A 22,850-nucleotide genomic window follows, 5' to 3' on the forward strand; every position below is an offset into this window, starting at 1 on the left:
AGTGACTATTGCGCGCCATGCTCAGGCCGTTTCGGCTTCCGCGACGTCGGCCGCCAGACGGTTCGCTTCCGCAAGCGTCAGGTAGGTTCTGCGCCGCCATTCCGGCTGTTCCGTCGGGCAATCGGCGCGGTAGTGGCCACCACGGCTCTCGGTGCGGCGAAGGGCGCCGACGGCGATCAGCTTGGCGGTGGTGATGATGTTGGTGAAGCGCATGCGGGTGTTGTCGCGCTCGAGCGCCGAAATTTCGCGGATCGCCCGCAACAGGCTTTCGCGCGTGCGCACCACGCCGACGCAGTCGCTCATCAGGCTGCGCAGGATCGTGAGCTGCGGGCTGTCTTCGACCGTGACCGGGTCGTCGTTTTCGCCGGCATTGTCGCCCCATTGGGTAAGCTGCGGCGTCGGCAGGGTGCCCTTGATGTTTTCGGCGATGCGGGCGGCAAAAACCACCGCTTCCAGCAGCGAATTGGAGGCCAGCCGATTGGCGCCGTGCACGCCGGTCGACGTCACTTCGCCGGCTGCCCAAAGACCGTCGATCGAGGTGCGGCCCTCAGCATCCGTCAGCACGCCGCCCATGTGGTAGTGCACCGCCGGTACGACCGGGATCGGCTGCGTCACCGGATCGATGCCGGCACCGATGCACGAGGCATAGACTGTCGGGAACATGTCCGGGAAATGCTTGCCGACCGCCTTGGTGCAATCGAGAAAGGCGCCGCGACCGGCCTGGACCTCGGCGAACACGCCGCGCGAGACGATGTCGCGTGGGGCAAGCTCGCCGTCCGGGTGAATGTCAAGCATGAAGCGATGCCCGGCCGAGTTGATAAGCTGGGCGCCGTCGCCACGCAACGCCTCGGTCGCAAGCGGCGCCGGGTCTTTGCCAATGTTGATCGCCGTCGGGTGAAACTGGACGAATTCCGGATCGGCGATGATCGCCCCTGCCCGCGCCGCCATGCCGAGACCCTGGCCGCAAGCTTCCCAAGGGTTGGTTGTCACCGCATAGAGGTGGCCGATGCCACCGGAACACAGAACCACGGCCCGCGCCGGAAACGAAACGCGCTTCTTCGCCTGGCCGGCATCCGGCCGGGCGATGACGCCGGAGATGAAGCGGCCTTCGCGCACCAGCTCTTCGACCACATAGCCTTCGATGATGCGGATCGACGGGGTGTTGCGCACAGCCGTGATCAGCGCTTCCATGATCGCCTTGCCGGCCATGTCGCCCTTGACGCGCACGATGCGGCGTTCGGAGTGGGCAGCTTCGCGCGACAGGATCAACTTGCCTTCGAGATCGCGGTCGAAGGGTACGCCATATTCCAGCAGATCGTGAATGCGCGCGGGACCTTCGGCCACCATCATGCGCGTCATCTTCTCGTCGACGATGCCGGCCCCCGCCGTCAACGTGTCGGCGACGTGTTTCTCGAAAGTGTCGCCCGGGCTCATCGCCGCAGCGATCCCCCCTTGCGCCCAGGCCGACGAGGCGCCGTGGCCGATCGGTGCGGCGGCGAGAATGGTTACCGGCCGGGGGCTGAGCTTCAGCGCGCAGAAGAGGCCGGCAAGGCCGCCGCCGACGATGACGATATCGTCAATCCCGTTGAAGGATTGCGGACGGAAATGATCTCTCAGCATGGTGCGGCTCTCCTCCAGCGCATGCTTGTATGCCGGGCCTTTCGCCCGGCAGGTGTTATTGCTTGAGGTTGACCATGCGTTCGACTGCAAGGCGCGCCCGATCGGCGATCGCCGGATCGACCAGAACCTCTTCCGTCATGGTGAGCAGGCTGTCGAGAATCTTCGGCAGCGTGATGCGCTTCATGTGCGGACAGAGATTGCAGGGCTTGATGAACTCGACGCCTTCGATCTCGGCCTGGATGTTCGATGCCATCGAGCATTCGGTGACGAGCAGGACCTTCGACGGCCGGTGGTCTTTGACGTAGTTGATCATGCCCGATGTCGAGCCGGCGAAATCGCAAACGGCAATCACATCCGGATGGCATTCGGGATGGCCGATGATCTCGATGCCCGGATTGGCTTCCTTGTAGGCCAGCAGTTCGGCGGCGGTGAAGCGCTCATGCACCTCGCAGTGGCCCTTCCAGGTCAGGATCTTCTTGTTGGTCTGGCGTGCGACGTTCATGGCCAGATATTCGTCCGGGATGCACAGCACCGTGTCCGATGCGAAGCTCTCAACGACCGCAAGCACGTTCGACGAGGTGCAGCAGATATCCGTCTCGGCCTTCACGTCGGCGGAGGTGTTGACGTAGGTGACGACGGGAACGCCGGGGTAACGCTGCTTCAGCAACCGTACATCCGCGCCGGTAATCGATTCCGACAGCGAGCAGCCGGCCTTTCCATCAGGGATCAGCACGGTCTTTTCCGGGCTCAACAGTTTGGAGGTCTCCGCCATGAAGTGAACGCCGCATTGGATGATGATCTCGGCATCGACCTTGCTGGCGTCGCGCGCCAACTGCAGCGAGTCCCCGACGATATCGGCGACGCAATGGAAGATATCGGGCGTCTGGTAGTTATGCGCGAGGATGACGGCGTTGCGCTCTTTCTTCAGCCGGTTGATGGCGTGAACGTAAGGCGCATAGACCGGCCACTCGATCGCCGGAATGAAATCCTTCACCTTCTCGTAAAGATGCTCCGTCTCGCGCGCGACTGCGGGTGTGAAAGCAAGCTCGGGTCTTTCGATGACGCCGAAGCGCTGGGCGGCGCTTACAAGAACCGGGTTCGCCACGGCCTGCGTGCGGGTGTCAAGGCGCGTCATCGAGATCTCCTCTCCGCCCCTCTCCTGGGCGGCTCTTCAATTATGCTCAAAATGAGCATAATTGAACCAAAACAAAAGCGGCAAAGCCGCATGGATTGATTTAGAAAGTTTTGTGACAGAATTCAAGAACGGAACGTCGCATTTTGCGACGCCCCGTTCACGGATTTCTTCAGGCCATGGCAGGCCGGGGAACGGCTTTCTCCTCGATCGGCCAATGAACGACGGCCGCAAACAGGCCGAGCGCCACGCCTAGCCACCATACCGGATCATAGGAGCCGAAGCGGTCATAGAGGTATCCGCCCATCCACACGCCCAGGAACGAACCCACCTGGTGCGAGAGAAAGACGATGCCGCCGAGCAGGCCGAGATGGCGTGTCCCGAACATGATGGCAACGAGCGCGTTTGTCGGCGGCACGGTCGAAAGCCAGAGCAAGCCCATGACGATTGCAAAGACAATGACCGAGGTCGGCGATTGCGGCAGCAGCAGGAAGGCGGTGACCGCGACCGACCGGGCAATGTAGATCAGCGCCAGGAAATAGGGCTTGGAATAATGTTGGCCGATGAAGCCGGCCGACAGCGAGCCGATGATGTTGAAGAACCCGATCAGCGCCAGCGCGATTACCGCATAGCGGGCGTCGATGCCGATGTCGCCGATATAAGCAGGGAAATGCGCGGTGATGAAGGCCACCTGGTAGCCGCAGACGAAGAAACCGGAGACCAGTAGCAGGTAGCTCTTGTGGCCGAGCGCTTCCTTCAGCGCCTGACCGATCGACTGCTTGTACTGCGCTTCCGTCTGCCGGCCGGAGGAAGCGTTTCCACGCAACGGAATGGCGAACAACGGCACCAGCAACATCAACACCCCGAGATAGACAAGGCTGTCCGACCAGCCATAGGCGGAGATCAGCCCCTGGCTCAGAGGCGCGAACAGAAACATGCCGGCGGACCCTGCCGCCGTGCAGATGCCGAAGGCCATGGAGCGCTGGTGCGGCGTGACGTTGCGGGCGAATGCGGAGAGCAGAATGCCGAACGAACCGGAGCCGACAGCCATGCCGATCAAGACGCCGCCACCGATGTGCAACCAGATCGCCGCATTGGCGTGGGCCATGATGAACAGGCCGGAGGCGTAGAGAAGCCCCGACATGGTCAGCACGCGCCAGGTGCCGAACTTGTCGGCGATCGCGCCGAAGAAGGGCTGGCTCAGCCCCCAGCAGAGGTTCTGCAACGCCATTGCCAGACCGAAGGTCGTGCGGTCCCAACCGGTCTCGGCAAGCATCGGCAGCTGGAAGAAGCCCATCGCCGAGCGAGGACCGAAGGTGAGCATCGCAACGAGCGAGCCGGCGACAATAATCAGCCAAGGCATTTCCTGGCGAACGCTCGACGGCGCGGATGCTCCCGAAATGGCGGACATGGGTTTTCTCCTGATGACGAAGCGCGACCCTACGCGGACGCTAAAATAGATAAAAGCCAATTAAATTGACGACGCGATCACCGGAATTGATGAGGCCGGAAGCCACTCATCGGACATGCTGAAACCGCTGGCGAAACAGTCGTGGCGTCATACCCTTCTGGACCCTGAACTGCCGGTTGAAATTGGCGATCGAGCGATAGCCGACCGCCTCGGCCACATGAGCGATGGATTTTCCGGAGCCGGATAGAAGCGCGCAGGCCTCGCCGATCCTCAGCCGCATCAGATACTCCGAGATCGGCATGTCGAGATGGCGCAGGAACAGGCGGTGCAGGCCCGAGAGACTGAGGGCGGCAATATCCGCAAGCTCGTCCATCGAAGGGCTTTCGGCATAGGTGAGGTGGATGTGATCGAGCACGCGGTCGAGGCGACCACGATCGACGGCCCTGCCCGAGGGCGCGACGACCCGGTTAGACAATGGCGTTACATGCTCGTCCCGCGCAAGGATCGTCAGCAGCGCAAGGACATCCGGCAACCGCTCTTCAGGCTCGAGCGTACGCAGGCGCTCGAACAGCGGCCGAACGCGACGGGCTGCTCCTTGCGAGAATTGCAGGCCGGGCGCGGAGCGATCGAACATTGCCCGCACGCCACCGAGCTCGACAAAGCCGTCCTGCATCCGCTCCACCCATTCCGGGTGGAACCAGAGTACCAGCGCCACATGGGGCGCCCCCTCATCGACCTTGGACGCGGAATGCCATGTGTGCGGCAGGTTCGACCCGACCAGCACGAGATCGCCATCATCATAGGTGCCGATGTGGTCGCCGACGAAACGCTGGCCGCGCGAGTTCAGCGTAAGGGTCAGCTCGAATTCCGGATGGTGATGCCACTGAAACGGGATGCAATCGTCAAGCCGTCGGTCGAGAAGGATGGAGGATGCTTCCGTGGGCCTTGGGATCTTCTGCAGAACGGCCTTCATATTGCGCTCATCTGGATCATGACGCCAGATTAGTACCAATCTTTGCCGTACGAAGGCAACATGCCAGCCACGGAACGCCTAATCTGCCTGCATCGACAGAAAGACGCAGATGCACAGGAGGCCTTGCGCATGCTCAGAGACAGCCACCCCACAGCCGCCGCCGAAACCCAACTGAAGGACATCAAGAAGCGCCTCCCGTTGCGCGTGCTCTCGGAGGAGGACTGGCAGCACTGGATCACCAAGGGTTACGTGATCGTCCGGCAGGCCGTGCCGGCAGCCAATGTCGAGCGGCTCGTCGAACTGCTCTGGCGCTTCGACGAGAAGGATCCAGCCGACCCTTCGACCTGGTACGCGCCGCAGCGCCGCGAACACAAGATGAAGGAACTCAACAACACCGGCATGCTGGAGATCTACAATCACCAATATCTCTGGGACAATCGCCAGGAACCGCGCATCTTGGTGCCTTCGTCGATATCTGGGACCGGGAGGATCTTTGGGTGACGATCGACCGCGCCAACCTCAACCCGCCGAAAAGGGTCAAGGGAAATCCCAACGGTTTCATTCATTGGGACGTCGACACCTCGATCCGTCCGCTGCCGATCGGCGTCCAGGGCGTGCTCAGCCTGCAGAAGCAGGATGGCGATGTCGGCGGCTTTCAGTGTGTTCCTGAGCTGTTTGAAAACTTCGCCACCTGGGAAAAGACCCAACCGGCGGACAGAGACCCCATGCACCCCGACATGTCAGGCCTTTCGACCGTCAATATCGAGATGGAGGCAGGTGACCTGATGATTTTCAACAGCCTGCTTGCCCACGGCGTCCGGCCCAACCATTCCGATGGCAGGGTTCGCATGGCACAGTACATCTCCATGCATCCAGCCAAGTGGAACAACAGAGCCGAACGCGAAGAACGCGTGCGGCTCTGGCGGGAGCTCGACCATCCGAAGCGCGACGCCTTTCCGGGCGATCCGCGCGAATGGGAAAAGCACAACGCCACGCCCGCCAACCTCTCGGACCTCGGGGCAAAGCTGCTCGGCGTAACGCCCTGGTTCTGAGGCGGAGATCGTAGGTGGCTTCCGCCGGTTCAGGAAGCGCGCACCTTCATCGGCCAGCGCTCCCGGCGCCGGTCGACAATCCGCGCCTCGTCGCCGAGCTTCAAGGTTCCTTCGCCGCGCGGCACGACGTTCCAACCGAACAGCACGCCCGCCACGCGGCGGTCGGCCGACATGCGCTTTTCGGCGAGGCCCTGGATCGGATTGCCGCCGATGCGTTCGCCGGTGATCTGGTCCTGGGTGGTCATGATGCAGCGGGCGCAGGGTTTGACGAAATCGAAGCGGATGCCGCCGATCTCCAGGCTCTCCCAGAAATCCTCGTCCCAGGCCTCATCGCAATCGAGCAGGATGTTGGTGCGGAACCGGTCCATGCCGACGGGCTCCTGCCCCTTCTCCGCAAGTGTACGGTTCAGATCGGCAAGCGAGCCTGTGGTGGTGATCAGCACCGGAAAGCCATCAGCAAAACCGACGGGTGCTGCCGTGCCGGCCCACTCGGCACCGACGAAACGCTCCGCCGAAGCATCCATATGGGCAAGCTTGACGGGCCGGCCGAACCAGCCCGACAGCGTCTCGTTTGTTGCATCGTCGGCCACTGCCGCATCGACGTCGCTTGCCCAGACGCGCACGTCGAGCCGCTGGTCAGGATCGAAGCGCACGATGAGTGCCTTGTCGCCCATCTTCAGCTGCACGCCGCCATCAATGTGGTTTGCCTCGACCTGTGCCAGCGTCTGCAGCTCGCGCTGGGTGATGAAACGCCCATCCGGCTCCACCAGCATGAAACGGCGGTCGCCCTCGAAACCATCGAGATTGACGGTGACCGTCTCAAGCGGGATCGCCCGGCCGCTCTTCAGCGGATGAATGTTCAGTCCGGTCACCTTCATCGAAAACGCTCCACGTTGAGAAACAGATTCAGGCCGTTCGCGATCTGATTCACAGGACGGCGGTAATGGATTGAAAGGCTTAGATTTCATCCAGCATCATGGCAAGCACATCGCGCAGCCGTTGCTGGCGTTCGAGCGCCAGCCTGCGACCGGTAGCCGTCTGAAATCCATCGGCCAGCTTGAACAGCTTGGTCTCGAAATGGTCAATGGCAAAGGCCTTGTCGTCGAGCTCTCGATCCTCTGCCAGCGGATCGAGCGGATCGTAAAGGCCGCTGCCCATGCGCCCGGCGATGTAGAAGCAGCGGGCAGCGCCGACCATGCCGATCGCATCCAGTCGGTCTGCATCCTGCAGGATCTTCGCCTCGATCGTCTCGGGCGTGATGCTGGCCGAAAAGCTGTGGGTGAGAATTGCATGGGCGACGGACGATATGGCTTCAGCCGACCAGCCGAGATCGCGCAGGATGTCGGCGGCTTTTTCAGCCGCAAGCCTTGAGGCCTGCGTGCGATGCGGCGAGTTCTTTTCGACAGAAACGCAATCGTGCAGCAACACGGCTGCGGAGAGCACGCGTTCGTCACCACCCTCTTCGGCATGGATGCGGGCGGCGTTCTTCCAGACCCGGATCAGGTGGGATGCATCATGCGAACCGTCATCTGCCGCAAAAGCATGCGGCAGGAGAACGGCGGCGAGATCAGCATGCGGCGCGAATGCCGCCGCCAATGCAAAATTACGAGTCATGGCATCAACCTATTGCGGCTGTGTCGGCGCAGCAGACGACTGCCGCGTCACGCCGACGCCCGAAAGGATCTTCTGGTAGAACAGCCCGATGCCGATCAAAACGCCGCCGAGCCCGATGAAGGAGAGCGCGCGCAGGAAGCCCTCGAGATTGGACATGTCGATCAGGAAGACCTTCAGAACGGCAATGAAGACCAGCACGGCCGAGGCGATGCGAATGCTCTTGGCATTGAAGCGCGAGCCGAACACCAAAAGCAGCACGCCGAGCACCAGCCAGACGACCGAATAGGTGTAGGTCTCACCCTGCAGGAAGCCTTTCCAGTCCACGATGTTCTCCCCCTGCCAGAGGCGCCGGACGGAAAGCGTTGCCCATGCAAAAGCGAGGATCGCGCCACTGACGGCGAGCGCCATGACGTAGGGCAATGGTCGTTTGCCGCGCGCATACCAGGCAAGGCCCGCATAACCGATGCCCGGCAGGAGATAGCCGATCAAAAGCAGATCGAAGAACGGGATGGCCCCCAAGAGTTCGCCGCTGAAATACGGATTGAGCCCGAAGAGATGCGCTGAGAGAACCGAGAGCATCGAGAACACGCCAAGCCCCATGCCGCCGTAGCGGAAGACAGGGCTTGGTGACTTCATGTCCAGCGTCATGAACACACCCGAGGCACCGATCGCCAGCAACGTGTAGATCGACTGCTCGCCAAGCGTCGGTACGGCGCTGTCGAGCACGCCACCGTTCATGGCATGGCGAACGAGGATCGCCAGCGTCAACAGCACGAAGAGGCTCGCCAGGGCCTGCAGCAGGTTGCGCACACGCACATCCGGCCAGGATCGGACGAGATAGGCAGAGGCGACAAGCAAGAGCGCGGGAATGCCGTAGCCCGGCAACAGCGCATTGAACACCGGCGTGGTGCCGAGGTTTTCAGCGCCGACGATCGTCGGCTCCCAGGCGATACGGCCAAGAACGACGATCGCCGCTGCGCCGGTCATCCAGGGCAGGATTGGCCAGGTCCGAACACGGGTCGCGCCGGCATAGGCAGTCCCAAGCAGCGCAATCGCCAGGGTGGTGACGAGGCCATCGGTCCAGGCATGCAAGGCGATCACGAAGAGCGCAAAGGAGCCGGTAACCAGAAGGCTCGAGGCGATATCCACGCCCTCTGCTTCGCCGTCACGGCGATAGAGCCAATCGGCAAGCGCCAGCAGACCACCACCGACAACGAGCGCGAAAAGGCCGTGCGGCAGATCGAAGGTGTAGTTGCCGGTCATCAGGAATGACATCGTGGTCAGAGCAACCGGAACGACGGCGGCAATGCCGGCCCACAGGATAGCGAACTGCGGGTGTTCGCGCAGGCGGCGGGTGAGCACGAATGCGCCGAACAGCACGAACAGCGTTGCCAGCAGCAAGGCCGTCAGCGTCGCGGTTCGGCTGGGCAGAACGATCTCCGGCGCAACACCGGCAAGCGAAGAGTCGAGATAGGCAAGGACGCCGCTCAGCGCCGTCAGGCTGCCGATGCCGACGATCGCGCCGAGGGCAGACAGCAGGGCCGGATAGACGGCATTCGTCCGCCATGCGCTGAGTGCGGCCAGGGCCGCGACCACGACGAAGAACTCCTTGACGGGATATTCCACGGCGCTGACGGCCGGGCTGATGAAGATCAGAGCGAGCACGGTCGCGGCAATGGCCGCGGAAACGCTGATGGCGGCATAGGCCGGCGTGAAGAGCTTCTCCCACGGGCCGGCAACCGCAATCGGGCGGTTCGTCGGCTCAGGCAACGGCTCACTGGGCGCATCGGTGTCCATCGCACCCGGCCAGACCAGCCCGACACCCAGGATCATCACCAGCAGCGCAAAGGCGACCGGCAGCGCGTCGAAGGGCGATACCGCGGTGACATAGGCAAGCCCCCAGAGCCCGATGCCGACATTGGCGAGCGTCGGCACGACCATCCAGCGCCGCAACCGCGACGCCAATAAGGTCGCGAGCCACACGACCGACAGGAAGCCGAAGAGAACCCAGGGGCGCGGCTCATCGCTCGATACCAGCAACGGTGTGATCAGCGAGGCAAGCAAGCCGAGGCCGGCCAGCGCCTGCCCATGCAGCAACGACAGGCCGACGGTTGCGAGCGAAATCATCGCCAGCAGCACGAAGGCCGTCGCCGTGCCGATGAAGCCATAGATGTCATAAGCCGCATAGGCGACCCCGAACAACGTGACGGCACCGGCGGCAGTGAGGATGCCGGGGATCATCGCATTCTGGAATTCGTTGGCGATAACGGGCACGGCGCGACGGCGAATGACCTCGCCAGCCGCAGCCAGCAGCAAACCGAAGAGTGCGGCCAGCGTCAGCCGGACGGCAGGGCTCAGAAGACCGGCGTCGATCGAATACTTGACCATGAAGACGCCACCGAGCGCCAGTGCGATGCCGCCGACCCAGACGGCCCAGCGGGCACCGAGACGGCTTTCCAGGCTTTCCACCTGCCGGGATGGCGCTGCATCGACGGAGGTCGCCTCGACGCTCGCGGCCACGGCTTCGTCGGATGCGGTTTCGGGCTCGGTCGGTTCGGCATTGCCGAAGATCCTTGCGCCTTCGCGAGCGCTCGCCGAGAGCCCATCGACGCCTTCATCATCGTCGGTCACCGCATCGGCGGAGCGTTCAGAAAGCGCTGCCGCCTGCTCCGACGCGATATCGCCTTCCGGCGCTGCGAGCCCGGCCGCAGCCGTCAATCGCGCGATCTCCTTCTTGAGCGCGGCGACTTCGCTGTCCAACCGTTCTGCTGTCTTCCTGCCGCCGAAAAAGGCGGAGAGCGCCAGAACAAAAGCGACTAAGGCAATAACTTCAATCATGTTTTCCCCTGGCGGCAATATTCGCAGGCCGATCGCGACCATACAGAGTTTTGCACGACCGCCAAAGGCATAGACGGTTGAGAGCCCCAATCTCTTCGCGGAAATGTATAAGTTTCATTCACGTGATGCGCCGGCGTCGCGACAGCCGAGCAGCTATGAGGCACAGCCAACGGCATCCCACTCACGTATGCGACTTCCGCCGGCGCCCATGTGAGCGCCGACGATCGTTGCAGCGTCGGGGAAAGGGCGGCTGCTATCGGCGCAGATTGTCGATCGGGAAGATCGCGCAGGTTTCCGTCCCGTGCGCCAGAAGCTTGCCACCAGCATCACGCAGCCAGGCCTCCGACGTGGCGATGGTGCGGCCACGGTGGACGATCTTGCCTTCGCAGAAGACTTCGCCCATGCCGGGCAGCAAGGGCCGCACCAGGTTTACCTTGAATTCGACAGTGGTGTAGGCCTCGCCGGGCTTCATCATCGTGAACACTGCGCATCCCAGCGCCGAATCCATCACCGTCGCCGTCCAGCCGCCATGCACGGTTCCAAGCGGGTTCAGATGCTCCTCGGTCGGCAGCCCCTTGAAGACCACCCGCCCCTCCTCGACCTCGGTCAGGCCAAACTTGAGCGTTGCCGACATCGGCGGCGCCGGCAGGTCGCCCTTCAAAAGATCCTGCATGACCTTGAGGCCGCCGTCGCGCGCAACGCGATCCAGCGGAAGCACGCCGATGCCGGATACAGGCATGCCGGGGAAAAGTTCTTGAAACATGCAAACTCCCTTGAGGTGTGACAGCCTCTTTCACACGCCCGATCGGACGCGCGGCGCTGTCGATCACGCGGCTGAAGAAGAAGGCCTCAATGCCTTGAGCGCCGCATTGACGAAACCATCGCGCGCGGACGAAACCTTGAGGCCGCGTGGCTCATAGACATGGCGGTTGAGAAAGAAGGCCGTCAGGCGGAAGGCGGCGGCAAGGCTGTCATAGTCGGCCGCACTTCGCGCTTCGACGGCGAGAAACTCCGGCAGCGCGAGCATGCGGTCGGCATAGGGCATGCCGGCTGCGCGGCAGACGGCCCGGCCCGACTTCGGCGACACGAAGGCCAGGTCTTCGCGCGTTCCGGTCGCCACGCATTCGGTCAGATCAAGCCCGAAACCAAGATCGTTCAAAACGGCAAGTTCGAAGCGCACGAACAGTTCACCGGCATCGGCCGGATCCTCGAGGTGATCGACGATGACGGCCAGCGCCTCATAGAGATGCGGATGCGGATCGCGCTCCGGCAGCAGGCGTAAAAGCGCGCCCAGCGCCTGGATGCCATAGACTGACGTGGCCGCCTCCATCAGCCGCGCCGCCCGGAGTTCGAGCGGCTCGATGCGGAACTCGCCCATATGCTCATCGAGCCGCGCGCGCCAGGTCAATTCGACGGTATTTCCCGGCTGAAGGACGGGCTGCATGGTGCGCGAACGGCCGGACCGCACCATGCCAAGATGCCGGCCCCGCGACGCAGTCATGACTTCGGCGATGGCCGAGCTTTCGCCGTGCCGCCTGATCCCGAGAATGATGGCCTGATCGCTCCATTGCATGAAAAAGGCATACACCCGCGATGGAAAGCGGATCAAGCGATGATGCCAGTCTGGCATCGCGATCTAGCGCTTTCACGCAGACCTCCGCACTGTCGCCTTTCGGTGACACTCACCAATTGCCTCAATTCCGTCGCGCTCTTGCCTCCCCGAGGCCATGTTTGGCATTAGAACGGCCGTACACGGCGGCAACGTCCGCTCCCTCCCGAAATGCAATCAGCAGGAATATTGACCCGATTATGTGTGTGTCCCGGAACAGCGCCGGCCGCTTGGCGCAGCTCTTCGCCCTCCTTCTTGCCACGTCCACGCTCGCAGGCTGCGTGACCAGCGGCGGACCGGCGAAGCCGAAGGGACCCGATCCCTACTATGTCGCGATGTATGGACCGAAGCCGGACGAAAAGTTTCCGCTCGACGCCATCGATATCAGGAAGGTCGATACGCGCTATCTGCGCCAGCAGGTTGCCTATGCGACCCATGAGCCGCCCGGCACCATCGTGATCGACACGCAGAATCGCTTCCTCTACCTGGTCCAGGACGGCGGCATGGCGATGCGCTACGGTATCGGGGTCGGCAAGGCCGGCCTGGAATTCGAAGGCGAAGCCCGTATCGGCCGCAAGGCCGAATGGCCGCGCTGGACGCCCACCTCCAGCATGGTCGCGCGCGAACCCGAACGCTACGGCCCGCTTGCCGGCGGCATGGAACCGGGCGTGCGCAACCCGCTTGGGCCGCGCGCGCTCTACCTTTTCCAGGGCGACCGCGACACGCTGTTCCGCATCCACGGAACCACCGAGGCCTGGTCGATCGGCAAGGCGGTATCGAGCGGCTGCATCCGGCTCTTCAACCCTGATATCATCGATCTCTACAGCCGCGTGCCGAAGGATTCGCGCGTCGTCGTGCTGCAGGCGGAAGCGCCGATGAATGAGACGCTCGCGCCAATGTCGACGCCGGCAAACGCCGGCGAGCCGTTCGCCTACTAATCCCGCTGCCGGGCGCCTACCAGGCGTCCGGCGTGCGCAGCATGTGCACAATGTTGGCCGGGTTCATGATCCAGCCGCCGCGAAAGCCTTCGCCGAGATCCTCGACCGCATCGCAGCGCACCACGCCTTTTTCGGCAAGCCCGCCGAGTGCGGCCTCATGGTCGTCGGTGAAGAGTTCGAGCCACACCTCCGCCTGGCTGTAATTCGGCGCCTCGTCGATCCAAAGCCTGTTAGGACCGAGGATAAAACCCTTGGCCGGCGCCTTCTCGTCGAAAGGCTCGAGACCGACCGTGTCGCGGTAGAAGGCGACGACCGCCTCATATTGGTGCGACGGCACCTTCATAGCGATGTTGATACCACCCGTAATCGTCATCGTGTGATCTCCCTTAAAGCGGCGGCTCGGTTGCGGGCTGCCCGGACAATTCGCTGACGTAGTAGCCCTGGCGCAGGTTGATGCCGTATTCGAGCCAGGCCTTCATGCAGGCCAGCATTTGCGACCAACCCTCGCAGTTCATGTAGGAACTCTTCTGTCCGCGCGCGTTTTCGCGCCAGCCGGTTTCGGCGATCGTCACCATGGTGGCGCCGTCCTCGAGTGGCTGGAAGCGCATCTCGACCTTGGTGCGATAAGGCTCCTCCTCCTTCTCCACCATCGCATCCCAGCGAAGGACGATGCGCTCGTGGGGTTCCACGGCCTCGACCTCTATCGGCACGTTGCCCCACCAGGTAACCGTTGTTCCGGCGACCAAGGGCCCACTGACCCCGCCAAGGGTGACGAAGTACTTGCTGATCTGATCAGGATTGACCACGGCATCGAATACCTCGGCGACAGGCCGGTCGATGCGTCCATTCACACGAAATTCGAAAGACATGACCTCTTCTCCCATTGTGCTGACACAGCATATGTTATAAAAATATAACATGTCAACCGATTCGAAAGATGACCTTGTTTTCAAGGCACTCGCCAACGGCCTGCGCCGACAGATCCTCGACGCCCTGAAGGATGAGCCGCAGACGACCGGCATGCTCTGCGAGCAGTTTGACAGCCTTGATCGCTGCACCGTCATGCAGCATTTAAGAGTTCTCGAAGACGCCGATCTGGTGATCGTTCAGCGTGAGGGCCGCGAGCGCTGGAACCACCTCAACGCCATGCCGATCCAGGCCATCCACAATCGTTGGATCAGCCAGTATGCCGGCCAGGCGATGTCGATCCTTTCCGCCCTTCAGCAAGGGCTCGACCGCCCCTCGGAATGACGGTTTCGGCTTTCCATTGCCCTGCTTTCTTCGTATGAACGCGCGACAACGCAATCTGGGGATATCGTCTTGCGCTACCTCATCACCGGCACGGCCGGCTTCATCGGTTTTCATCTTGCAAAGCGACTGATCGACGAAGGGCATTTCGTCGTCGGCTTCGACGGAATGACGCCCTACTACGACGTCACGCTCAAGGAACAGCGCCACGCGATCCTCGCCCGCTCGAACGGCTTCAAGGCGGTCGTCGGCATGCTGGAAGACCGGGATGCGCTGAACCACGCCGCAGAGCTTGCCGAGCCGGAGGTCATCATCCATCTGGCTGCCCAGGCCGGCGTCCGCTACAGCCTGGAAAACCCCAAGGCCTATGTCGATTCCAACCTCATCGGCTCCTGGAACATGTTGGAGTTGGCGCGCGAAATCGGCCCCAAGCACCTGATGCTGGCCTCGACCTCATCGATCTACGGCGCCAACGAAAAGATCCCTTTCGCCGAGACAGACCGGGCCGACGAGCCGATGACGATCTACGCGGCGACGAAGAAATCGATGGAACTGATGGCGCACAGCTATGCCCATCTCTACAAGGTGCCGACGACGGCCTTCCGTTTCTTCACGGTCTATGGCCCCTGGGGTCGGCCCGACATGGCGCTGTTCAAGTTCATCGACGCCATCCACAACGACCGGCCGATCGACATTTACGGCGAAGGCCGCATGAGCCGCGACTTCACCTATATCGACGATCTCGTCGAAGGCATCCTCAGGCTTTCGCATGTCCTCCCCTCGGAGGAAAACCGGGTGCCATCCGAAAAGGCGCAGGACACGCTGTCGCGGCAGGCGCCATTCCGCGTCGTCAATATCGGCGGCGGCCAGCCGGTCGAACTGATGACCTTCATCGAGACGATCGAAAAGGCAGTCGGTCGCCCGGCGCTTCGCAACATGCTGCCGATGCAGCAGGGCGATGTGCCACGCACCTATGCGTCTCCGGATCTGCTTGAGGCGCTCACCGATTTCAAGCCGTCGATTTCGGTGGAAGACGGTGTCGCGCGCTTTGCAGCCTGGTATGACGAATATTACGGTCGCTCCGAGAAGGCTGGCTCGCCGGCCCGGCAGGCCTGAGGCAACCATCGGCGACGACTGCCGTCGCCACACTTTGCATAAGCGAAGCTCTCGCAACAAAAGGAAGAGCAGATGAAAGTCACGATGATCGGCGCCGGCTATGTCGGCCTTGTTTCGGGTGTGTGTTTTGCCGATTTCGGCCATGACGTGGTTTGCCTCGACAAGGACGAAAGCAAGATCGATGCCCTGATGCAGGGGCGCATTCCGATCTTTGAACCCGGCCTCGACCATCTCGTCGCGAGCAATGTCCAGTCCGGCCGCCTGTCGTTCACCACGGATCTCGTTTCGGCGGTCGCGGACAGCGACGTGATCTTCATCGCCGTCGGCACGCCGTCGCGTCGCGGCGACGGCCATGCCGATCTCTCCTATGTCTACGCCGCAGCGCGCGAGATCGCCGTCAACCTCAAGGGTTTCACCGTCATCGTGACGAAGTCGACGGTTCCGGTCGGCACCGGCGACGAGGTCGAGCGCATCATCCGCGAAACCAACCCGGACGCCGATTTCGCCGTGGTTTCCAATCCGGAATTCCTGCGCGAAGGTGCCGCCATCGAGGACTTCAAGCGCCCCGACCGCATCGTCATCGGCCTTGCCGACGATGATGCGCGCGCCCGCGACGTCATGACCGAGGTCTACCGTCCGCTCTACCTCAACCAGGCGCCGCTGGTCTTCACCTCGCGCCGCACCTCCGAACTAATCAAATACGCCGGCAACGCTTTCCTGGCGATGAAGATCACCTTCATCAACGAGATGGCCGATCTCTGCGAGAAGGTCGACGCCAACGTGCAGGACGTTGCCCGCGGCATCGGCCTCGACGGCCGTATCGGTGGAAAATTCCTGCATGCCGGCCCGGGTTACGGCGGCTCCTGCTTCCCGAAGGACACGCTGGCGCTGGTCAAGACCGCCCAGGACTTCGACAGCCCCGTGCGCCTGGTCGAGACCACCGTCGCCATCAATGACAACCGCAAGCGCGCCATGGGCCGCAAGGTTATCGCGGCTGCCGGCGGCGATGTACGCGGACGCAAGGTCGCCGTCCTCGGCCTCACCTTCAAGCCGAACACCGACGACATGCGCGACAGCCCGGCCATCACCGTGGTTCAGACGCTGCAGGACGCCGGCGCCCATGTCGTCGGCTATGATCCGGAAGGCATGGAAAACGCCAAGAAACTGATGGACGGTCTCGATTTCGCCAAGGATCCGTACGAGGCAGCCGCAGAGGCCGACGTGCTGGTGATCGTGACCGAATGGAACGAGTTCCGCGCGCTCGACTTCCGCCGGTTGAAAGCCGTGATGAAGGCGCCGGTACTGGTCGACCTCAGAAACATCTATCGCCCCGACGAAGTTGCAAAGCACGGCTTTGCCTATGCCAGCGTCGGCCGGCCGCAGTGAGGGCTGCAAGACACGGAATCTAACGCCGGGCGCCCTGCCCGGCGATCGTCTGCGACAGGCGGCGACAGACTTAAAGTTTCCTGTTATGCCGCATGTCGTTATCGCAAAACCGCTGCACACTTTTGCGCGACATGCTCTATGCCTTCGGTATCGGCTGGGGCGGCAGTGCCTCCCAGCTTTTGCCGGCAAGGATGACACAGCTTCGGCCGGTGACATCCGTGACGATCAGGGTCCAGGTGCCGCTATCGGCGGCATAGATTTCCATCACCGCATGCGGGTTGATCAATCCGATCCCCGCAGGCTTTTCCTGATACTGTCGCATGAGAAATTCGATCACTTCGGATCGCGCGGCACAGTTCGCCATCACCTGCGAACTTGCCGGGTTTGGAAGTGCCGTCACCGCGGCCGCCAATGTGACGGCTCGAGCGAGGCCACGGATCATATTGCGTCCCATGACGCACCTCCTTTCGCCGGGAAACCCGGCGGAAAAGGAGTTTCCGCTGACCTCATCCGCCGTTGACCGGCATTGTTATGATCGGCACTTGCTCGCGACACGATACAAGTGCCGCCACGAGATCAGTATGGCGGAGCAATCCGTATATTACAATTGACTAATTTACGGAGAGTAACCCGGGAACCGATACGACTTCTGGGCGACCCGTATTACTTGCGCTTCATCGCTTCCATGAGCGCGGCACCAAAGGCGCCCTGCGACGGCTGCTGCGGCTTCTGCGGACGCGCTGGCGCGCTGCGATTGCCGTTGTTCGATGCCGGCGCCCTCGCCTCGCGGCCCGTATCGGCACCGATGTCCTTGCGCATGGTCAAGCCAATGCGCTTGCGCGGTACATCCACCTCGGTCACCCGCACCTGAACCACGTCGCCGGCCTTGACCACTTCATGGGGGTCCTTCACGAACCGGTCCGCAAGCTGCGAAACATGAACGAGGCCATCCTGATGGACGCCGATGTCGACGAAGGCGCCAAAGGCGGCAACATTTGTCACGGTGCCTTCGAGCTGCATGCCGACCTTCAGATCCTTGATGTCGTCGATGCCCTCGGCGAAGGTCGCGGTCTTGAAGCTCGGGCGCGGGTCGCGGCCCGGTTTTTCCAGTTCGGCCAGAATGTCCTTCACCGTCGGCAGGCCAAAACGCTCATCGACGAAGACACGCGGATCGAGCTGCTTCAACGCAGCGCTGTCGCCCATCAATGCGCGCACATCGCGCCCGCAGGCCGCGACGATCTTCTTGGCGACACCATAGGCTTCCGGGTGGACCGACGACGCATCGAGCGGCTCCTTGCCATCAGGAATGCGCAGGAAGCCGGCGCACTGTTCAAAGGTGCGGGCGCCGAGACGCGCGACGTTCAAGAGTTCCTTGCGGCTGGCGAACGGTCCGGCGGCATCGCGGTGTGCGACGATCGCTTCTGCCGAAGACTTGCCGAGACCGGAGACGCGCGCAAGCAGCGGTGCGGATGCCGTATTCACATCGACACCGACGGCGTTCACCGCGTCTTCCACGACCGCATCCAGCGAGCGGTTGAGCTTCGACTGGTCGACATCGTGCTGATACTGGCCGACGCCGATCGACTTCGGCTCGATCTTGACGAGCTCAGCCAGCGGGTCCTGCAGGCGCCGGGCGATGGAGACGGCGCCACGCAGGGAGACGTCTAGACCGGGGAACTCAAGTGCGGCCGTCTCCGAGGCGGAATAGACCGAAGCACCGGCTTCGGACACGATGACCTTGGTGGGCTTTGGCGCCGGCAGTTGGGCAAGCATGTCGGCGACAAGCTTCTCCGTCTCGCGGCTGCCGGTGCCATTGCCGATCGCGATCAGCTCGACCTTGTGCTTGCGGACCAGCGATGCCAGCTCGGCCTGCGTGCCGCGGACATCGTTCTTCGGCGGGAACGGATAAACGGTCGTTGTCTCCAAAAGCTTGCCGGTACCATCGACAATGGCGACCTTGACGCCGGTGCGAATGCCCGGATCCAGCCCCATCGTCGCGCGCGAGCCGGCCGGAGCGGCCAGCAGCAGGTCCTTCAGGTTGCGGGCGAAAACGTGGATTGCTTCCTCTTCCGCCCGTTCGCGCAGCTCGCGCATCAGGTCGAGAGACAGCGACATCGACAGCTTCACGCGCCAGGTCCAACCGATAACCTCGGAAAGCCATTTGTCGCCCGGCAGCTGTCCGCCGACATTGTAGGCGGCCGCAATCATGCGCTCGACCGGTTTGACGGGAGACGTATCGTCCTGATCGACGACGATATCGACTGACAACACCTCCTCGTTCCAGCCGCGCAGCATGGCAAGCGCCCGGTGACCCGGTGTGGTCGCCCAGCGTTCGGAATGATCGAAATAGTCCGAGAACTTGGCACCCGCCGCCTGCTTGCCGTCGACGACCTTGGCCCGCAGGAACGCCGCGCCCTTCATGTGATTGCGCAGGCGGCCGAGCAGGTCGGCATTCTCCGCCATGCCTTCGGCGATAATGTCGCGCGCGCCGTCAAGCGCCGTCTTCACATCGGGCACATCTGCCGTCAGAAACTTTGCGGCGCGGTCAGCCGGTGCGACCGTCCGGTCGGCGAGAATAGCTTCGGCAAGCGGCCCAAGGCCCCGCTCCTTGGCGATCTCCGCCTTGGTGCGCCGCTTCGGCTTGTAGGGCAGATAGATATCTTCGAGTTCGGCCTTGGTTTCCACCGCGGCGATCTTGGCTTCGAGTTCGTCGGTCAGCTTGCCCTGTCCGCGGATCGATTCGATGATCGAACCCCGCCTTGCCTCCAGTTCGCGCAGATAGGTCAGACGCTCAGCCAGCGTGCGCAGCTGCGTGTCGTCGAGCCCGCCGGTCACTTCCTTGCGGTAACGCGCGATGAACGGCACCGTCGCGCCCTCATCGAGCAGCTCCACCGCGGCGATTACCTGGGAGGTCGACGCCTTGATCTCGCTGGCAATGATGGCGGCGATGGGTTTTGCTGGGCTGGCCATGGTGGGATCCGTCTTTCCTGTTTTCAGTCGGCGACCATAAAGGCGCAGGTCTTCAAGGCCAAGTGAAGGCTTGCGTGGCGAAACCGGAACTCCACAGGAGAGGTGCGCTCGACCTGTGTTTTCTAAGGATGTCGTTGCACCGAAACCGCGGCGCACTTTCGGGCGACATGCGTTAAATATCCACCAGCTCAAGCGGCGGGCGGGTCATTTCGAATTCCATCAGTTCCCGTTCCTTCGCCTCGATGTAACCGCGTGCGAAAGGCACCGTATCGAGCGACGGCGACAGCTGCAGCTGGAAGATGAAGTGCTTGTCATGCAGGAAGGCCGTCTCCGACGCGGCGAGATAGAACTCCCACATCCGGAAGAAGCGCTCGTCGAACAGCTTTACCGCCTCTTCGCGCCGCGCGAGGAAACGCTCCCGCCACGCCCTTAATGTCCAGGCATAGTGCATCGACAGGATCTCGATATCCTTGACGAGAAGCTGGGTCTTTTCAACGGAAGGCAGAACCTCCGAAAGCGCCGGGATGTAACCGCCGGGGAAGATGTATTTCTCGATCCATGGATTGGTCGCCCAGGGTTTGTAGACCTGCCCGATCGAGTGCAACAGCATCACGCCCTCAGGCTTCAACAATTCCCTGATCTTGCGAAAGAATCGGCCGTAATTGCCGATGCCGACATGTTCGAACATACCGACCGACACGATGCGGTCGAACTGCCGCCCCTGCATCGTCCTATAGTCCTGAAGCTCGAAGCGGACACGATCGGACAAGCCTCGCTTGGCCGCCCGCTCGCGCGAGATCTTCAGCTGCTCTTCGCTGAGTGTGATGCCCGTCACCTCGACGCCGGAGGATTCCGCAAGATACATCGCCATCCCGCCCCAGCCGGAGCCGACCTCAAGCACCTTCTGCCCGGGTTCAAGCAGCAGCTTGGCGGCGATATGGCGCTTCTTGGCGAGTTGCGCCTCATCGAGCGAGATGCCCGGCGGCTCGAAATAGGCGCAGGAATATTGCCAGTCCTGATCGAGGAACAGATTGAAGAGCTTGCGATCGAGATCATAGTGATGGGCGACATTGTGCCGGTTGCGATTGACCGGCATGCGGCTCTTCACCTGCTGGCGCAACACATGCTGAAGAGCAACCAGCGTGTTGGGAACAGTCGCGGCGTTCTCCAGACCGTTTTCCTTTACTATCGAGAGCACATCGAAAATGTCGCCGTCCTCGATGACGACGCGGCCATCCATATAAAGCTCGCCGAAACGAAGCCCCGGGTCGATAGCGATCGCTTTTTCAGCTTCCGCATCGACAATGCGGATCGTTGCCGGCTTTCCCGAGCCGTCACCCAGAATGACCTGCTCACCCGCAGAAAAAAACACCGTCAGATTGCCCTTGCGCACCAGACGGCGAAGCAAATTCAACAATGCCGCATTCATATCCAACCCCTGCCAGACACATCCTGTGTCCTGCTGCGTAGGAGCGGCGACGGGGCCGGTTCTATCGGGGCTTCCGGGAAAGCGTTGCGGCGCGCATGAAGAATGATGCGGAACGCAGGGGCATGACGCGACCTAATTCCGGAAGCGGCGAAAACCGGCTCTGGCGTGGCCTCATGGTATCCGGAACAGATGCGGCGCTCCTCGTGCGCGCGCTGCCGGAAATTCGCCATGCCAGCCGCCATCGGGCTCCTATCCATCAGAACTTACACTAACTTAGTAAGCTTCAAACGATTGGCAATGGGCTTTTTATGCCCCCTCAAAGATTTGTTTGCTTAGTAAATCGGCCGAATTGGCCTCAGCTCCGACGACCCCGCGACCCGGTAGGGAATGCCGGTCATGCGGCCGGGTGAAATCGAGCATGGGACCAACAGGCACGATGCGGGTCGGATTGACGTGGGCGATGCCGTAATAGCCTCGCTTGATATGGTCGATGCGCACCGTCTCGGCGATGCCGGGCCACTGGTAGATTTCGCGCAGATAGTTGGAAAGCGCCGGATAATCTTCGATCCGGCGAAGATTGCACTTGAAGACGCCGTGGTAGGCCGCATCGAACCGGATCAATGTCACGAACAGACGGATATCGGCCTCCGTCAGGTACTCGCCGGCGATGTAACGATTGGCCGCCAGGTGGCGCTCGAGCTCGTCGAGCATCCCGAACAGGCTCGTGACGGCCTCGTCATAGGCGCTTTGAGACTTGGCGAACCCGGCGCGGTAGACGCCGTTGTTGACGCGCTCGTAAATCGGGTCGTTCCAGTGATCGATCTCCGCACGCAGCGCTTGAGGGTAAAAATCGAGGCGGTTGCCGGTCAGGTCGTCGAAAGCCGAATTCAGGATGCGGATGATGTCGGCGGATTCGTTGTTGACGATGCGCCCTTCCTTCATGTCCCAAAGGACGGGGACCGACACCTTGCCGGTGTAATGGCCATCACTCGCCGTATAGAGCTCGTGATGATAACGGATCAGACCAACACGCCCGCCAGCGTCCACAGGCTCGTCGTAGACCCAACCATCCTCGCCTAGCAGCGGGTCGGAGACGGTAAGCCCGATGACGTCCTGCAGTCCCTTGAGATTGCGAAAAGCGATCGTGCGCGACGCCCAGGGGCAGAGGTACGAAACGAACAGACGAAAGCGCCCGGCCTCCGCCGGAAGACCTGGCTGCCCCTGCGGGCCGGGGCCGCCATCGGCCGTGATCCAGCTGTGGAAACGGGTCGGCTCGCGGAAAAAGGCGCCACCCTTCATCTCGCTCGCAGCAACGTCACCCTTGACCCATTTTCCATCGACGAGCTGCGGCATGAATTCTCTCCTGAACCTACGGGGAATGCCAACTCACTCACACGCGGGCGCGTGCCGGTCAATTCGGCGGCCGGTTGACAGATCGTTCGCATTACACAGCCCACACGCCCAGCGCGTAGCATCACGGTAGCGCCACATTGTCGAGCAATCCCGGTCGCGAG

General features: G+C 62.2%; 19 protein-coding genes and 1 pseudogene. 5 read left to right on the forward strand and 15 right to left on the reverse strand.

Annotated elements, in window-relative coordinates:
* Positions 1-21: 21 nt before the first annotated feature.
* The 4 genes from ASD02_RS28090 to ASD02_RS28105 all read right to left on the reverse strand — a co-directional run bounded on the left by ASD02_RS28090 (position 22) and on the right by ASD02_RS28105 (position 5,136).
* Positions 22-1,620, reverse strand: coding sequence for an L-aspartate oxidase (locus ASD02_RS28090; RefSeq protein ID WP_025426409.1), 1,599 nt, complete (start codon positions 1,618-1,620; stop codon positions 22-24).
* 55 nt (positions 1,621-1,675) lie between these two features.
* Positions 1,676-2,755 carry a quinolinate synthase NadA gene (gene nadA, locus ASD02_RS28095; RefSeq protein WP_025426408.1) on the reverse strand — a complete coding sequence of 360 codons (1,080 nt, stop codon included), beginning with the start codon at positions 2,753-2,755 and terminating at the stop codon, positions 1,676-1,678.
* 169 nt (positions 2,756-2,924) lie between these two features.
* The gene (locus ASD02_RS28100; RefSeq protein WP_025426407.1) at positions 2,925-4,163 is read right to left on the reverse strand and encodes an MFS transporter; all 1,239 of its coding nucleotides are present in this window, start codon (positions 4,161-4,163) and stop codon (positions 2,925-2,927) included.
* A 106-nt stretch (positions 4,164-4,269) separates the two neighbouring features.
* Complete coding sequence (locus ASD02_RS28105; RefSeq protein WP_025426406.1) at positions 4,270-5,136, reverse strand: AraC family transcriptional regulator; 867 nt, start codon at positions 5,134-5,136, stop codon at positions 4,270-4,272.
* 129 nt (positions 5,137-5,265) lie between these two features.
* On the opposite strand from ASD02_RS28105, the pseudogene ASD02_RS28110 reads away from it, so the two are divergent.
* A pseudogene (locus ASD02_RS28110) lies at positions 5,266-6,188 on the forward strand (phytanoyl-CoA dioxygenase family protein).
* Positions 6,189-6,217: 29 nt separating this feature from the next.
* Here ASD02_RS28110 and ASD02_RS28115 read toward each other — a convergent pair.
* The 5 genes from ASD02_RS28115 to recO all read right to left on the reverse strand — a co-directional run bounded on the left by ASD02_RS28115 (position 6,218) and on the right by recO (position 12,213).
* Positions 6,218-7,066, reverse strand: a complete 849-nt coding sequence (locus tag ASD02_RS28115) for an MOSC domain-containing protein (RefSeq protein WP_025426404.1) — start codon at positions 7,064-7,066, stop codon at positions 6,218-6,220.
* Positions 7,067-7,145: 79 nt separating this feature from the next.
* The gene (locus ASD02_RS28120) at positions 7,146-7,802 is read right to left on the reverse strand and encodes an HD domain-containing protein (protein WP_025426403.1); all 657 of its coding nucleotides are present in this window, start codon (positions 7,800-7,802) and stop codon (positions 7,146-7,148) included.
* Between the two features lie 9 nt (positions 7,803-7,811).
* Positions 7,812-10,640, reverse strand: coding sequence for a DUF2339 domain-containing protein (locus ASD02_RS28125; RefSeq protein ID WP_057221520.1), 2,829 nt, complete (start codon positions 10,638-10,640; stop codon positions 7,812-7,814).
* A 253-nt stretch (positions 10,641-10,893) separates the two neighbouring features.
* On the reverse strand, positions 10,894-11,403 hold the full coding sequence (locus ASD02_RS28130) for a PaaI family thioesterase (RefSeq protein ID WP_057211453.1): 510 nt from the start codon (positions 11,401-11,403) through the stop codon (positions 10,894-10,896).
* A gap of 63 nt (positions 11,404-11,466) precedes the next feature.
* On the reverse strand, positions 11,467-12,213 hold the full coding sequence (recO, locus tag ASD02_RS28135; protein ID WP_038576811.1) for a DNA repair protein RecO: 747 nt from the start codon (positions 12,211-12,213) through the stop codon (positions 11,467-11,469).
* A 236-nt stretch (positions 12,214-12,449) separates the two neighbouring features.
* On the opposite strand from recO, the gene ASD02_RS28140 reads away from it, so the two are divergent.
* The gene (locus tag ASD02_RS28140; RefSeq protein ID WP_025426399.1) at positions 12,450-13,187 is read left to right on the forward strand and encodes a L,D-transpeptidase; all 738 of its coding nucleotides are present in this window, start codon (positions 12,450-12,452) and stop codon (positions 13,185-13,187) included.
* 16 nt (positions 13,188-13,203) lie between these two features.
* Here ASD02_RS28140 and ASD02_RS28145 read toward each other — a convergent pair whose 3' ends face one another.
* A complete protein-coding gene (locus ASD02_RS28145) occupies positions 13,204-13,560 on the reverse strand; it encodes a glyoxalase/bleomycin resistance/dioxygenase family protein (protein ID WP_025426398.1) in 357 nt (118 codons plus the stop codon).
* 13 nt (positions 13,561-13,573) lie between these two features.
* Positions 13,574-14,056, reverse strand: coding sequence for an SRPBCC domain-containing protein (locus tag ASD02_RS28150; RefSeq protein ID WP_025426397.1), 483 nt, complete (start codon positions 14,054-14,056; stop codon positions 13,574-13,576).
* 49 nt (positions 14,057-14,105) lie between these two features.
* Between ASD02_RS28150 and ASD02_RS28155 the strand changes: the two genes are divergently transcribed.
* From ASD02_RS28155 to rkpK, 3 genes are all read left to right on the forward strand, one after another.
* Positions 14,106-14,438, forward strand: coding sequence for a helix-turn-helix domain-containing protein (locus ASD02_RS28155; protein ID WP_025426396.1), 333 nt, complete (start codon positions 14,106-14,108; stop codon positions 14,436-14,438).
* A 69-nt stretch (positions 14,439-14,507) separates the two neighbouring features.
* Positions 14,508-15,551: an NAD-dependent epimerase gene (locus tag ASD02_RS28160; RefSeq protein WP_057211454.1), complete on the forward strand. Its 1,044-nt coding sequence runs from the start codon at positions 14,508-14,510 to the stop codon at positions 15,549-15,551.
* A gap of 72 nt (positions 15,552-15,623) precedes the next feature.
* A complete protein-coding gene (gene rkpK / locus ASD02_RS28165; protein ID WP_025426394.1) occupies positions 15,624-16,937 on the forward strand; it encodes a UDP-glucose 6-dehydrogenase in 1,314 nt (437 codons plus the stop codon).
* Between the two features lie 136 nt (positions 16,938-17,073).
* On the opposite strand, the gene ASD02_RS28170 is transcribed toward rkpK, so the two are convergent.
* The 4 genes from ASD02_RS28170 to ASD02_RS28185 all read right to left on the reverse strand — a co-directional run bounded on the left by ASD02_RS28170 (position 17,074) and on the right by ASD02_RS28185 (position 22,689).
* Complete coding sequence (locus ASD02_RS28170) at positions 17,074-17,391, reverse strand: hypothetical protein (protein ID WP_057221487.1); 318 nt, start codon at positions 17,389-17,391, stop codon at positions 17,074-17,076.
* A 209-nt stretch (positions 17,392-17,600) separates the two neighbouring features.
* A complete protein-coding gene (locus tag ASD02_RS28175) occupies positions 17,601-19,907 on the reverse strand; it encodes a Tex family protein (RefSeq protein WP_025426392.1) in 2,307 nt (768 codons plus the stop codon).
* A gap of 172 nt (positions 19,908-20,079) precedes the next feature.
* Positions 20,080-21,336, reverse strand: a complete 1,257-nt coding sequence (locus tag ASD02_RS28180) for a cyclopropane-fatty-acyl-phospholipid synthase family protein (RefSeq protein ID WP_025426391.1) — start codon at positions 21,334-21,336, stop codon at positions 20,080-20,082.
* Between the two features lie 306 nt (positions 21,337-21,642).
* Entirely contained in the window at positions 21,643-22,689 is a 1,047-nt protein-coding gene (locus ASD02_RS28185; RefSeq protein ID WP_057211459.1) for a glutathione S-transferase family protein, read from the reverse strand.
* Positions 22,690-22,850: the final 161 nt, after the last annotated feature.

This window comes from Ensifer sp. Root1252 (assembly GCF_001425885.1).
Taxonomy (GTDB): Bacteria; Pseudomonadota; Alphaproteobacteria; order Rhizobiales; family Rhizobiaceae; genus Ensifer; species Ensifer canadensis.